Here is a 13,931-nt window from a genome sequence, read left to right on the forward strand (position 1 = left end):
TAGCGCCACCGGGCACTGACCGTCACGGCGCCGGGTAGGTATAAACCTGATGCGCCGCCTCAATCTCCGCCAGAACCTCTTCGCTTAACGTCAGATGCAGACTTTCCACATTCGTCTTGAGCTGCGCCATCGTGGTTGCGCCCAGTAACGTACTGGCGACAAACGGCTGGCGGCGAACAAAGGCCAGCGCCATCTGCGCCGGATCAAGATTGTGACGCTTCGCGATATCGACGTAGGCGGCAACGGCTTTTTGCGCCTGTTCGCCGCTGTAACGTGTGAAGCGGCTGAACAAGGTATTCCGCGCGCCTGCGGGTTTGGCCCCGTTCAGGTATTTACCGGTTAATGTGCCAAACGCCAGACAGGAATAGGCGAGCAATTCAACACCTTCATACTGGCTGACTTCCGCCAGTCCGACCTCGTAACTGCGGTTTAACAGGCTATAGGGGTTCTGGATCGTGACAATACGCGGCAGGTCATGTTTTTCCGCCAGATGCAGATAGCGCATAACGCCAAACGCTGTCTCATTTGAAACGCCAATATAACGAATCTTACCCGCTCGCTGAAACTCACTTAGCGCGTCTAACGTCTCTAGTAGACTTACTACTGGCGTGGAGTCTGTCCAGTTATAGCCGAGTTTACCGAAGCTGTTAGTGGGGCGCTGCGGCCAGTGCACCTGATACAAATCCAGATAGTCGGTCTGCAATCGGGTCAAGCTGCCGTGTAGCGCTTCGCGAATATTTTTACGATCCAGCGCCTGATGAGGCCGGATGCCTTGATCATTATTACGTGCCGGTCCGCTAACTTTGCTGGCGATGATCAGTTTTTCACGGTTGCCGCGTTTGGCGAGCCAGTTACCGATATAGGACTCCGTCAGCCCTTGTGTTTCCGGGCGCGGCGGTACCGGATACATCTCGGCGGCGTCGATAAGGTTAATGCCATTTGCGATGGCATAGTCGAGCTGTGCGTGAGCGTCGGCTTCGCTGTTTTGTTCACCAAATGTCATTGTGCCCAGCCCTAGCGTACTTACTTCGAGCGAGCTGTGGGGTATACGGTGATAGTGCATAGCCGTTTCCTTTTTATTATGAAGTCAGAAATTCCCGACAAAGGACAATAAAAATGGCAGAGGGAAGGCAAAAGGGAAAGTAAAATTGCAGGCTGCGCGGCGTAATTGTTACCGGGCGTGGTCGCCACGCACCGTTACGGGACGCAGCCTGAAGGCTTGCAGAACGCTGACCTCGATCACAGGCCACCGCTTAACGTTCGATGATTTGAGACACTTCGTCACGGTTGATTTGCATCTCGTTTCCCTGTGCATCGGTATAGCTGACCAGACCGGTATCATCGTCAACTTGTGGTTTTCCATCGGTCAGGATCATACGACCATCTTTCGTCGCCATTACATAATCGCTGCTGCATCCGGATACCGCAAAAGCCAACCCTACTGCGGAAATTACAACTGCCCACTTTTTCATCCGTTTGTCCTCACGTAGCCTGCATCTGATAATAGTCTGTTAATCATATGTCTGATAATAGTCTAGTAATAACGCGCAGCTCTGCATGTCGGAAGCAGCAAAATCTTAATCTGTGAGAAGAAAGGAAATAAAGTGAGTATTCGCTCCCCGGCGGGGGAGCGAGACAGGATTACAGCGGATTCTTTTTATTACGCAACAGGTTCAGGCTCTCTACTGCGATAGAGAAGAACATGGCGAAATAGATATACCCTTTCGGAACGTGAACGTCGAAACTTTCCAGAATCAGGGTAAAGCCAACCAAGATCAGAAAGGAGAGCGCCAGCATTTTTACCGAAGGATGGCGATCGACAAACTCGCCGATGGGCCGTGCCGCAAACATCATGACGCCCACGGCAATAACGACTGCCGCCATCATAATAAACAGATGATCGGAGAGGCCAACCGCTGTGATAACTGAATCAAGGCTGAAAATAATATCCAGCAGCATAATCTGCACTATTGCGCCCAGGAAAGAAGAAACCCGGGTTTTTAACCCTTCTTCTTCGCCTTCGATGGACTCATGGATCTCCTTGCTGGCTTTCCAGATTAAAAATAACCCGCCCAGTAACAGAATGAGATCGCGGGCGGAAATCGCTTCGCCGAAAAGCTCAAACAGCGGATTAGTCAGCCGAGTGACCCAGGCGATTGACGCCAGCAGCGCCAGGCGCATAACCATCGCCGCCGCCAACCCAAGCCGCCGTGCGTGGTTTCGTTGCGCCGTAGGAAGTTTTGCTACCACCAGAGAAAGAAAAATAATGTTGTCGATCCCAAGTACAATCTCCAGCAGCGTCAGCGTACCGAGCGCCAGCCAGGCATTAGGATCGGTTATCCATGCAAATAACATCGAACAAAGTCCTGCCAAAAAAAGAAGCGGTAATTATAGGCCCGTCGAGTGACGGGCGAAAGCCCAGGCTGAATTTGCGCAACCAGGAACGGTGTAAAATAGCGGCGACAATACGCTTACGTTTATCCGGCATCGGCCCGATGCGTAGCCATAGCGGAGGCGCATTTGCGTGTAATGGACGTTACGGATTCTGCAATAAAAAATGGCGAGCCAGCAGCGCCTGCGTAAAATTTTTTTTCAGATAAAATCCACGCGGTAGCGTCAAAATAGGTTCCCCGCGCGCGCCGATAGCCTCGGTGAGCGCCCTGGCATTGGCGGCTTTGGGTCGCAGTTGCAAGACTTCGCCATGGCGGGCGGTAATGCGTTCCACCTGGCCCAGCACTATCATGTCCATCAGCTCTTCCCAGTCGAGGCGTAGCTGCCTGTCCTCTTCTTCACTCGGACTCCAGAGTAGCGGCGAACCTACGCGGCGTTCGGCTAACGGTATGCTGCGATCGCCTTCGACCGGTACCCATAGCACGCGCTTCAATTTATGCCGTACGTGACTTGTCTCCCAGGTCACGCCGCTGTTACCGGTTAACGGCGCCACGCAAACAAAGGTTGTTTCCAGAGGACGACCCAGACTATCCACCGGGATGGTTTTCAGTTCTACGCCTAACGCGGCGAAATCCTGCTCCGGCTTGCTCCCGGCGCTGGCGCCGAGCCAGATCTCCAGCAAGACGCCGATCCAGCCTTTGTCTCGCTTCAAATCTTTAGGCGTGGTAATGCCGGCCATCGCCGCCAGCTCGCCTAACGTATAGCCGGAAAGCTGCCGCGCCTGGGCTAACAGCAATGCTTCCGAAGCAGGCGGAGTCAGTAGCGGACAAAGAGCGGACATGACAATTACCTTAGGTCAAAAAGTGAGCAGTGATTTTATACCGTATGGGCAGAGTTTATCTTTTTCTGTGTCTTATATTCAATAGACTGATTTTTATTGCCTTTTTTGTGTTGTTTCTTCGTGTTGCGCAACGCTGAAGCGGGTTTTCCAATTCTGGTCACTGACAATAAACAGGATCTTACACTATGTTATCCACAGAAAGTTGGGATAACTGTGTAAAACCACCACTACTGTTTCCATTTACAGCCTTGACGTGCGACGAAAATCGAAAATTCAGACAAATAGTGCGTAAGTTATTGGCACAATCTGTGGATAAAACCGACGCTGGTTGATCTTTCATCAGCATAAGGATCTTAGATGTGATGCTGGTCACGCTTTATGAAGGTGGCATGTAAGATTTGTCTATAACACAATGAATATAATGAACTATTTTTACTGCCTCCAGTATGAGGAATTCAGACTGTTCTGGGTTTTCCCGTGGTAATTCCATACTTCTTCACAACTATATCCACAGAAAAGGTGAATAAAATGGCGCAAGGGCGTCATCATCTGTTTATAACTCGGCTATTTACTGTGAGTTATTCAATTGTTATTAGGCTGTGTCACTATTACAGAGTGGTTTACCGCCTCACTGGAGTATGAAACAATCGTTCATATATAAGGTTTATGTTGAGGTAGTCCGGTGATTGATGACGATGGCTACCGCCCAAATGTAGGTATCGTAATTTGTAATCGTCAGGGGCAGGTGATGTGGGCCCGGCGATTTGGTCAGCACTCCTGGCAGTTCCCGCAGGGCGGGATAAATCCAGGGGAGTCGGCAGAACAGGCGATGTACCGGGAACTGTTTGAAGAAGTTGGGTTAAGCCGTAAAGATGTGCGGATCCTTGCTTCTACTCGCAACTGGTTGCGTTACAAGTTACCAAAACGTTTGGTGCGTTGGGACACAAAGCCGGTATGTATCGGCCAGAAACAAAAGTGGTTTCTTTTGCAGTTAATGAGCGCCGACGCCGAAATCAATATGCAAACCAGCAGTACGCCGGAGTTTGACGGCTGGCGCTGGGTAAGTTACTGGTATCCGGTTCGACAAGTGGTGTCATTTAAACGCGATGTCTACCGCAGGGTAATGAAAGAGTTTGCAAGTGTTGTCATGGCGCTTCAGGATAATCCCCCTAAGCTACAAAGCGCGCCTGCTTATCGACGTAAAAGAGGTTAAGCCACGCAAATTATGCTCACTCGCCTGCGCGAAATAGTCGAAAAAGTGGCCAGTGCGCCGCGTCTGAACGAGGCGCTGAATATTCTGGTCACGGATATCTGTCTTGCGATGGATACAGAGGTTTGCTCGGTTTACCTGGCCGATCATGACCGACGCTGTTATTACCTGATGGCGACGCGGGGGTTGAAAAAACCGCGTGGTCGAACCGTTGCGCTTGCGTTTGATGAGGGGATCGTCGGTCTGGTGGGCAGACTGGCGGAGCCCATTAACCTTGCCGATGCGCAAAAACATCCCAGCTTTAAATACATTCCTTCGGTAAAAGAGGAGCGTTTTCGCGCGTTTCTCGGCGTGCCGATCATTCAGCGTCGCCAACTTCTCGGCGTGCTGGTCGTACAGCAGCGCGAATTGCGCCAGTACGATGAAAGCGAAGAGTCTTTCCTCGTCACGCTCGCTACGCAGATGGCGGCTATCCTGTCACAGTCGCAGGTCACAGCGCTGTTCGGGCAATACCGGCAGACGCGAATCCGCGCGCTTCCTGCGGCGCCGGGCGTGGCTATCGCAACGGGCTGGCAAGACGCGACCATGCCGCTGATGGAACAGGTTTACGAAGCGTCTACGCTGGATACCTCTCTTGAACGCGAACGACTGACCGGCGCGCTGGAAGAGGCGGCGAACGAATTCCGACGATACAGCAAACGCTTTGCCGCCGGCGCGCAAAAAGAGACGGCGGCCATTTTCGATCTGTACTCACACCTGCTTTCAGATGCCAGACTGCGTCGCGAACTCTTCGCCGAGGTCGACAAAGGCGCTGTTGCGGAGTGGGCCGTTAAAAAAATCATCGAAAAATTTGCCGAGCAATTTGCGGCGCTAACCGATAACTACCTCAAAGAACGTGCGGGAGACTTACGCACGCTGGGGCAGCGGCTGTTATTCCACCTTGATGATTCAGTTCAGGGGCCAAACGCCTGGCCGGAACGTTTTATTCTGGTCGCGGATGAGCTGTCGGCGACCACCCTGGCGGAGCTGCCGCAGGACAGGCTGGCGGGCGTTGTAGTGCGCGACGGCGCGGCAAACTCGCATGCGGCGATTATGGTGCGCGCGCTCGGTATCCCGACCGTCATGGGCGCGGATATCCAGCCTTCGGTGCTACATCGCCGTACGTTGGTGGTGGATGGCTATCGCGGTGAATTACTGGTCGATCCTGAACCCGTGCTTATTCAGGAATATCAGCGGCTCATTAGTGAAGAGATAGAACTCAGTCGTCTGGCGGAGGACGACGTCAATCTTCCCGCCCAACTGAAAAGCGGCGAGCGAGTCAAAGTGATGCTGAATGCCGGGCTCAGTCCCGAGCATGAGGAAAAGTTAGGCAGTCGGATCGACGGTATCGGCCTGTACCGTACTGAAATTCCCTTTATGCTGCAAAGCGGGTTTCCCTCGGAAGAAGAGCAGGTGGCGCAGTATCAAGGGATGCTGCAAATGTTTAACGATAAACCGGTGACGCTGCGGACCCTGGATGTGGGAGCGGATAAGCAACTGCCCTATATGCCGATCAGCGAGGAGAACCCGTGCCTGGGCTGGCGCGGGATCCGCATTACGCTGGATCAGCCGGAGATCTTTTTGATCCAGGTCCGCGCGATGCTGCGCGCCAATGCGGCGACTGGCAACCTCAGCATTTTGTTGCCGATGGTCACCAGTATTGATGAAGTCGATGAAGCGCGGCGTCTGATCGAACGCGCCGGGCGCGAGGTCGAGGAGATGATCGGCTATGCGATCCCGAAACCGCGTATCGGCATTATGCTGGAAGTACCATCAATGGTATTTATGCTGCCGCATCTGGCTAACCGGATCGACTTTATCTCGGTCGGCACCAACGATTTAACGCAATATATCCTGGCGGTAGATCGCAACAATACCCGCGTGGCCAGTATTTACGACAGTCTGCATCCGGCTATGCTGCGCGCACTGTCCATGATCGCGCAGGAAGCCGAAAAAAATGGCCTCGATCTTCGCTTGTGCGGCGAGATGGCGGGCGATCCGATGTGCGTGGCGATTCTTATCGGTCTGGGATATCGCCATCTTTCGATGAATGGCCGTTCGGTAGCGCGTGTGAAATATCTGCTGCGGCATATCGATTTTGAAGACGCGCAAACCCTTGCCAGACGCAGCCTTGAGGCGCAGATGGCGACCGAGGTGCGTCATCAGGTGGCGGCGTTTATGGAGCGCCGTGGGATGGGGGGATTGATTCGCGGAGGGTTGTAACGACTGGAGCGGGAAAAGAGAGTGATTGTGGATTCACGGCGCAGACAACACGCCTGCAAGATGAAAGACAATGCGTATACATATCTTTTAACGGTAATCGGCATCTCGCTTTTAACCCTTGTGCTATTATTCGCACCTTTGGAGCGTCTGCAACGCGCAGGCGCGCTTATCAATCGCTATCTCTTCAGCGAAATAACAAGAAATTGTGGTGACAGATGACCAGTAGCTATCTGCATTTTCCGGACTTTGATCCGGTCATTTTCTCAATTGGGCCCGTCGCGCTTCACTGGTATGGCTTGATGTATCTGGTGGGATTCGTTTTCGCGATGTGGTTGGCGGTGCGTCGCGCTAACCGTCCGGGAAGCGGTTGGACCAAAAACGAAGTTGAAAATTTACTCTATGCAGGTTTCCTGGGGGTCTTCCTGGGGGGGCGTATTGGCTATGTCCTGTTTTATAACTTCCCTCTGTTTCTGGATAACCCGCTCTATTTATTCCGCGTCTGGGACGGCGGCATGTCCTTCCACGGCGGGCTTATCGGCGTGATACTGGTGATGATTATTTTCGCCAGGCGCACGAAGCGCTCGTTCTTTCAGGTGTCTGATTTTATTGCGCCGTTAATTCCGTTCGGCCTGGGCGCCGGGCGTCTGGGCAACTTTATCAACGGTGAATTGTGGGGGCGCGTCGATCCTAACTTCCGGTTTGCCATGCTCTTTCCTGGCTCACGCGCGGAAGATATTGCGCTGCTGCCGTCACATCCGCAATGGCAGCCTATTTTTGATACCTACGGCGTATTGCCGCGCCACCCTTCCCAGTTGTATGAACTGGCATTAGAAGGCGTGGTGCTGTTTATCATCCTTAATCTCTTTATTCGCAAACCGCGTCCGATGGGCGCAGTCTCCGGATTATTCCTGATTGGCTACGGCGCGTTTCGTATCATTGTTGAATTCTTCCGCCAGCCGGACGCGCAATTTACCGGCGCGTGGGTACAGTACATCAGCATGGGGCAGATTCTCTCTATCCCGATGATTATCGCTGGCGCGATCATGATGGTTTGGGCATATCGCCGCCGCCCGCAGCAACACGTTTCCTGAGGAACCATGAAACAGTATTTAGAACTGATGCAAAAAGTGCTGGATGAAGGCACACAGAAAAACGACCGTACCGGCACCGGCACGCTTTCCATTTTTGGCCATCAGATGCGTTTTAACCTGCAGGAAGGCTTTCCGCTGGTGACGACAAAACGCTGCCATTTACGTTCAATTATTCACGAACTGCTATGGTTTTTGCAGGGCGATACCAACATCGCTTACCTGCACGAAAATAATGTCACCATCTGGGACGAATGGGCCGATGAGAACGGCGATTTAGGCCCGGTTTATGGTAAGCAGTGGCGTGCATGGCCAACACCGGATGGCCGCCATATCGATCAGATCGCCACGGTTTTAAGCCAGCTTAAAAACGACCCGGACTCTCGTCGTATTATCGTTTCTGCGTGGAACGTCGGCGAGCTGGATAAGATGGCGCTGGCGCCGTGTCACGCCTTTTTCCAGTTTTATGTCGCAGATGGAAAACTCTCCTGTCAGCTTTATCAGCGCTCCTGCGATGTGTTCCTCGGTCTGCCGTTCAACATTGCCAGCTACGCGTTACTGGTGCATATGATGGCGCAACAGTGCGACCTGGACGTCGGCGATTTTGTCTGGACCGGCGGCGACACGCACCTGTACAGCAACCATATGGAGCAGACGCACCTGCAATTAAGCCGTGAACCGCGCGCGCTGCCGAAGTTGGTCATTAAGCGTAAACCCGATTCGCTTTTTGACTACCGGTTCGATGATTTCGAAATTGAAGGCTATGATCCGCACCCCGGTATTAAAGCGCCGGTCGCTATCTAAGCGTTGACGATCCTGCCATAACCGACGTCATCGCGCGTCGGTTTTTTTTACCCTTAGTCTCAATCTTCGGCGCGGATTCCTGAAATTTTGCAACGCGCTGCAAGACATGAACTTTTTTCCGTAACGCGCCGAACAATCTGTATTTGGCGCTCGTTATTTTTTCCCCGCCCGCCATACTGCCGACATGAAAAAACAACAGGGCTATACGCTCATTGAAACGGTGGTCGCGATGTCGCTCATTATCATTCTCAGCGCCACAGGACTTTATGGCTGGCAACGCTGGCAGCAGCAACAGCGCCTGTGGCAAACCGCATGTCAGGTGCGGGATTACCTGCTGCAACTTCGTGAGGACGCTCACTGGCATAACCGCGATCACATTCTTCGCGTGGTCAGCGAAGGCGGTTCATGGTGCTTTGTCAGCTCTGTTGCTACGCAAACATCGTGTACGCCATCTTCCCCCTTTGTGTTTACGCCCGACTGGCGTGATGTCGTCCTTGCCGATATCACGCCGTCGTTAGCCTTCTTTGGCCTGCGCAATACGGCATGGGCAGGGCACATCGTACTGAAAAACGCTGCCGGAGAGTGGCGTCTGGTCGTCTCCTCCTGGGGGCGAATCAGGCTATGCGAGCGTAACGAGGCCGCCACGTGTCAATAACCACGCGGGGGTTCTCGCTACTGGAGGTCGTGCTGGCGATGGCGATAGGTTCCATTTTACTGCTTGGGTCCGCACGATTTTTACCGGCGCTACAGCGTGAGATCTGGCACAACACGCGACAGTTATCGCTGGAAGATGAAATCTGGCAGCGAACCTATACCGTAGCGAAGCATCTTCAACGTGCGGGTTACTGCCATGGCCACTGTATTGGCGAAGGGTTACATCTTGCCGAACAGGGGCAATGTGTCATCGTTCAGTGGGACGGGAATAATAACGGTGTCTGGGATACCATACCGGCGAAAGAGGCCGACCAGACCGGGTTTCGTGTGAAGGATAACGTTCTGGAGACATTACGCGGAGCAACATCTTGCCAGGGTAAGGGATGGGAAAAAATGACCGATCCCAATACGGTACTCATCACGGCGTTTACCGTTGAGCGCCGGGATATAACGGGATTCTCGCCAGTGCTCATGCTGCATCTGCGCGGCGCCAGCAAAGCCGAGCCTCAGACGGTTATTGACGCGCAATACAGCGTAACGGGATTTAATCTGTGAATCGGGAACGTGGCGCTTCTTCGATAATACTGGCGCTTTTAATACTGATTCTGGGTAGTCTGCTACTGCAAGGCGTAAATCAGCAGCAGGCCAGCTATGCCGCCCGCGTGACGACGCAGAGCATGGCGATACCACGCCAGGCGCTCGTACAGTCGGCGCTGGAATGGGGGCGGGGGCAGCTATGGTCAGGCGTAACCGAAATGGAATGTCGGCGCTATTCCTCTTCAGGAGCAAGAGTCTGTTTGCGGAGATTATCGGGGGATGAGGTGGTGATGGCGGCGCAAGATGACGGCATGACGTTATGGCGTTTGGGCAACGTCATTCAGGGAAGTATTGTCTTTTCTCCCCACGGCTGGAGTGATTTTTGTCCGTTAAAAGAGGTGGCGTTATGTCGCATCCCCTGAATTTACAACGCGGGTTTAGCCTCCCGGAAGTTTTAGTGGCGATGGTTCTAATGGTAATGATCGTCACCGCGCTGTCAGGCTATCAGCGGGTATTAATGCACAGTTTTGCATTACGACACCAGTATCTCCAGATCTGGCGGCAGGCGTGGCAGCAAACGGCGCTGTATCCATTTTCGCCTGCTGAAGGGTGGAAGGCCAACCGGATGCAGACAATGCAATCGGGATGTGTCAGCATCAGCGTCACGATGGTTTCACCCTCTGGCAGGCAGGGGCAGATGACGCGCTTGCATTGTCCAAATCGTTAATCGTCAGGAGTAATTATGTTAAGGGTCTACCACTCCAATCGTCTGGATGTGCTGGAAGCGTTGATGGAGTTCATCGTCGAACGCGAGCAGCTGGATGATCCCTTTGAACCAGAAATGATTCTGGTACAAAGCACGGGTATGGCGCAGTGGCTGCAGATGACCCTTTCACAAAAGTTTGGTATTGCGGCGAATATCGCTTTTCCGTTACCGGCGAGTTTTATCTGGGAGATGTTTGTCCGCGTGTTGCCGGATATCCCCAAAGAAAGCGCTTTCAGCAAACAAAGCATGAGCTGGAAACTGATGACCTTGCTGCCACAGTTGCTGGATAAGGATGAGTTTGTACTGCTGCGCCATTATCTGACCGACGACACCGATAAACGCAAACTCTTTCAGCTTTCCGCGCGCGCTGCCGACCTGTTCGATCAGTATCTGGTTTATCGGCCTGACTGGCTTACGCAGTGGGAAGCAGGAAAAACCGTGGAAGGTCTGGGGGAGGCGCAAAACTGGCAGGCGCCGCTGTGGAAAGCATTGGTGGAATATACCGCCGCGCTGGGGCAGCCACGCTGGCATCGCGCCAATCTCTACCAACGCTTTATTCAAACGCTGGAAAGCGCGACCGCCTGCCCGCTAGGGTTGCCGTCCCGCGTTTTTATTTGCGGCATTTCCGCGTTACCGCCAGTGTATCTCAGAGCGTTGCAGGCGCTGGGCAAACATATTGAAATCCATCTCCTTTTTACTAATCCGTGTCGGTATTACTGGGGGGACATTAAAGACCCAGCCTGGCTGGCAAAACTCATGGCCCGCCAGCGTCGTCACAGTTTTGAAGACCGTCATTTACCGTTGTTCCGTGAAAACCAGAATCCGGAAGCCTTATTTAACAGCGACGGTGAACAGGATATCGGTAATCCGCTACTGGCCTCATGGGGAAAACTGGGGCGGGATTATATCTACCTGCTATCTGAACTGGAAAACAGCCAGGAGCTGGATGCGTTTGTTGATATTACGCCAGATAATCTTTTGCATCGGATTCAGGCGGATATTCTTGAACTGGAAAGCCATGCGGTGGCGGGCGTAAACCTTGAGGAGTATTCGCGCAGCGACAATAAGCGTCTGCTCGATCCCGAGGATAACAGCCTCTCTTTTCACGTTTGTCACAGCCCGCAGCGCGAGGTGGAAATACTGCACGATCGCCTGCTGGCGATGCTGGAAGCCGATCCGACACTAACGCCGCGCGACATTATCGTTATGGTGGCTGATATTGACAGCTATAGCCCGTTTATCCAGGCGGTATTTGGTAGCGCGCCAACGGAGCGCTATCTGCCTTATGCCATTTCCGATCGGCGGGCGCGTCAGTCACATCCGGTGTTACAGGCATTTATCAGCCTACTTTCGTTACCGGACAGCCGCTTCGTCTCCGAGGATGTTCTGGCGTTGTTAGACGTACCGGTATTGGCTGCCCGATTTACGATCAACGAAGAAGGGCTGCGTTATTTGCGCTTGTGGGTCAATGAGTCAGGCATTCGCTGGGGAATTGACGATGACAACGTACGCGAGCTGGAACTTCCTGCCACGGGGCAGCATACGTGGCAATTTGGCCTGACGCGTATGCTGCTGGGGTATGCCATGGAAAGCGCCCAGGGCGAGTGGCAGTCGGTTCTGCCTTATGACGAATCCAGCGGTCTGATTGCTGAGCTGGTCGGGCATCTGGCTTCGCTGCTGATGCAGCTTAATATCTGGCGGCGCGGTCTGGCGCAGGAGCGACCGCTGGAAGAGTGGTTGCCCGTTTGTCGCGACATGCTCAATGATTTCTTCCTGCCCGATGCGGACACGGAAGCGGCAATGACATTGATTGAACAGCAGTGGCAGGCCATTATCGCCGAAGGCGTCGCGGCGGAATATGGCGACGCGGTACCGATTTCGCTACTGCGGGATGAACTGGCGCAGCGTCTGGATCAGGAACGTATTAGCCAGCGCTTCCTGGCGGGCCCCATCAATATTTGTACGCTGATGCCGATGCGTTCCATTCCGTTCAGAGTCGTTTGCCTGCTGGGAATGAACGACGGCGTATACCCGCGCCAGCTTGCGCCGTTGGGCTTTGACCTGATGAGCCAAAAACCCATGCGCGGGGATCGTAGCCGTCGCGACGATGACCGATACCTGTTTCTGGAAGCGTTAATCTCGGCGCAGCAGACGCTGTATATCAGCTACATCGGTCGCTCCATCCAGGATAATAGCGAACGCTTTCCCTCTGTACTGGTGCAAGAATTGGTGGATTACATCGGACAAAGCCACTATTTGCCGGGCGACGAAACGCTGACCTGTGATGAGAGCGAAGCACGAGTCAAAGCGCATATTACGCGTCTGCATACCCGTATGCCTTTTGATGCGCAAAATTACCAACCCGGCGAACAGCAAAGCTATGCCAGAGAGTGGTTGCCTGCGGCGAGTCAGTCGGGAAAAGCGCATTCTGACTTTGTGCAGCCGCTTCCTTTTACGATGCCGGAAACATTGACTCTGGAAAGTCTGCAGCGTTTTTGGGCCCATCCGGTACGCGCATTTTTTCAGATGCGGCTTCAGGTTAATTTCCGCTCGGAAGAGAGTGAGATTCCTGATGCGGAACCGTTTGAATTAGAGGGATTGACGCGATATCAACTTAACCAACAGTTGCTCAATACGCTGGTTGAAGAGGACGACGCCGAACGCTTGTTTCGCCGTTTCCGGGCTGCGGGAGAGCTGCCTTACGGCGCGTTTGGCGAAATATTCTGGGATGCGCAATGTCAGGAGATGCAACAACTGGCAAGCCGGGTCATCGCCTGCCGTAAGCCGAGCCAAAGCCTGGAAGTGGATCTGCTTTGCAATGGCGTTCAGCTAACCGGCTGGCTACCGCAGGTACAGGAGGATGGATTATTGCGCTGGCGTCCCGCTTTAATCAGCGTTGCGCAAGGTGTGCAACTTTGGCTGGAACACCTTGTCTATTGTGCCAGCGGCGGGAGTGGCGAAAGTCGTCTGTTTTTGCGCAAAGAGGGAGAATGGCGATTTCAGCCTCTTGATAAAGCGCAGGCAATGGCTTACCTGGCGCAACTGATTGAAGGCTACCGGGAAGGCATGTCTTCTCCGCTATTGGTACTGCCGGAAAGCGGCGGCGCATGGATAAAAGCCTGTTATGACGCTGAAAATGATGTCATGTTAGACGACGATGATACCTTACAGAAGGCCAGGACAAAGTTTTTACAGGCTTATGAAGGCAACATGATGGTGAGCGGCGAAGGCGAAGATATCTGGTATCAACGTCTTTGGCGTCAGCTGGAATCTGAAACGTTGCAGGCTATCATTGCGCAGTCCCGGCATTACCTGTTACCGCTGTTTCGTTTTAATCAGTCTCGTTGATTGTATGAAAATCGCGCCATTAAAAGGCTT

The 13,931-nt window shown here is 53.2% G+C and carries 13 protein-coding genes; 9 read left to right on the forward strand and 4 right to left on the reverse strand.

Annotation, left to right across the window (positions count from 1 at the left end; all coding sequences use genetic code 11):
- Nucleotides 1-22: 22 nt before the first annotated feature.
- The 4 genes from ACLD3P_RS09890 to mutH all read right to left on the reverse strand — a co-directional run bounded on the left by ACLD3P_RS09890 (nucleotide 23) and on the right by mutH (nucleotide 3,232).
- Nucleotides 23-1,063 carry an NADP(H)-dependent aldo-keto reductase gene (locus ACLD3P_RS09890; RefSeq protein WP_001527995.1) on the reverse strand — a complete coding sequence of 347 codons (1,041 nt, stop codon included), beginning with the start codon at nucleotides 1,061-1,063 and terminating at the stop codon, nucleotides 23-25.
- A gap of 190 nt (nucleotides 1,064-1,253) precedes the next feature.
- Complete coding sequence (locus ACLD3P_RS09895) at nucleotides 1,254-1,472, reverse strand: YgdI/YgdR family lipoprotein (protein WP_000758662.1); 219 nt, start codon at nucleotides 1,470-1,472, stop codon at nucleotides 1,254-1,256.
- A 169-nt stretch (nucleotides 1,473-1,641) separates the two neighbouring features.
- The gene (locus ACLD3P_RS09900; RefSeq protein WP_000895635.1) at nucleotides 1,642-2,355 is read right to left on the reverse strand and encodes a TerC family protein; all 714 of its coding nucleotides are present in this window, start codon (nucleotides 2,353-2,355) and stop codon (nucleotides 1,642-1,644) included.
- Between the two features lie 181 nt (nucleotides 2,356-2,536).
- Nucleotides 2,537-3,232, reverse strand: coding sequence for a DNA mismatch repair endonuclease MutH (gene mutH / locus ACLD3P_RS09905; RefSeq protein WP_001274930.1), 696 nt, complete (start codon nucleotides 3,230-3,232; stop codon nucleotides 2,537-2,539).
- Between the two features lie 682 nt (nucleotides 3,233-3,914).
- Here mutH and rppH point away from each other — a divergent pair.
- The 9 genes from rppH (at nucleotide 3,915) to recC (ending at nucleotide 13,901) form a co-directional block, all read left to right on the forward strand.
- Nucleotides 3,915-4,445, forward strand: coding sequence for an RNA pyrophosphohydrolase (gene rppH, locus ACLD3P_RS09910; RefSeq protein ID WP_000564481.1), 531 nt, complete (start codon nucleotides 3,915-3,917; stop codon nucleotides 4,443-4,445).
- Between the two features lie 12 nt (nucleotides 4,446-4,457).
- Nucleotides 4,458-6,704, forward strand: a complete 2,247-nt coding sequence (gene ptsP, locus ACLD3P_RS09915; protein ID WP_000957888.1) for a phosphoenolpyruvate--protein phosphotransferase — start codon at nucleotides 4,458-4,460, stop codon at nucleotides 6,702-6,704.
- Nucleotides 6,705-6,919: 215 nt separating this feature from the next.
- Nucleotides 6,920-7,795 carry a prolipoprotein diacylglyceryl transferase gene (gene lgt, locus ACLD3P_RS09920; RefSeq protein ID WP_000204647.1) on the forward strand — a complete coding sequence of 292 codons (876 nt, stop codon included), beginning with the start codon at nucleotides 6,920-6,922 and terminating at the stop codon, nucleotides 7,793-7,795.
- 6 nt (nucleotides 7,796-7,801) lie between these two features.
- Nucleotides 7,802-8,596 (forward strand): thymidylate synthase, encoded by a 795-nt coding sequence (gene thyA / locus ACLD3P_RS09925; RefSeq protein ID WP_000816247.1) that lies wholly within the window; start codon nucleotides 7,802-7,804, stop codon nucleotides 8,594-8,596.
- A 184-nt stretch (nucleotides 8,597-8,780) separates the two neighbouring features.
- Nucleotides 8,781-9,251 carry a prepilin peptidase-dependent protein gene (locus tag ACLD3P_RS09930; protein WP_000744668.1) on the forward strand — a complete coding sequence of 157 codons (471 nt, stop codon included), beginning with the start codon at nucleotides 8,781-8,783 and terminating at the stop codon, nucleotides 9,249-9,251.
- Nucleotides 9,242-9,805: a prepilin peptidase-dependent protein gene (locus ACLD3P_RS09935; RefSeq protein WP_000029153.1), complete on the forward strand. Its 564-nt coding sequence runs from the start codon at nucleotides 9,242-9,244 to the stop codon at nucleotides 9,803-9,805. The genes ACLD3P_RS09930 and ACLD3P_RS09935 overlap by 10 nt, the downstream gene beginning before the upstream one ends.
- Nucleotides 9,802-10,209, forward strand: a complete 408-nt coding sequence (locus ACLD3P_RS09940) for a DUF2509 family protein (protein WP_131046519.1) — start codon at nucleotides 9,802-9,804, stop codon at nucleotides 10,207-10,209. Before ACLD3P_RS09935 ends, ACLD3P_RS09940 begins: the two co-directional genes overlap by 4 nt.
- On the forward strand, nucleotides 10,194-10,514 hold the full coding sequence (locus tag ACLD3P_RS09945) for a prepilin-type N-terminal cleavage/methylation domain-containing protein (RefSeq protein ID WP_000019293.1): 321 nt from the start codon (nucleotides 10,194-10,196) through the stop codon (nucleotides 10,512-10,514). The genes ACLD3P_RS09940 and ACLD3P_RS09945 overlap by 16 nt, the downstream gene beginning before the upstream one ends.
- Nucleotides 10,515-10,529: 15 nt before the next feature.
- Complete coding sequence (gene recC / locus ACLD3P_RS09950) at nucleotides 10,530-13,901, forward strand: exodeoxyribonuclease V subunit gamma (RefSeq protein WP_131046518.1); 3,372 nt, start codon at nucleotides 10,530-10,532, stop codon at nucleotides 13,899-13,901.
- The last annotated feature ends 30 nt before the right edge of the window (nucleotides 13,902-13,931 follow it).

Source organism: Salmonella sp. 741265073_HBA (assembly GCF_046569105.1).
GTDB lineage: Bacteria > Pseudomonadota > Gammaproteobacteria > Enterobacterales > Enterobacteriaceae > Salmonella > Salmonella enterica.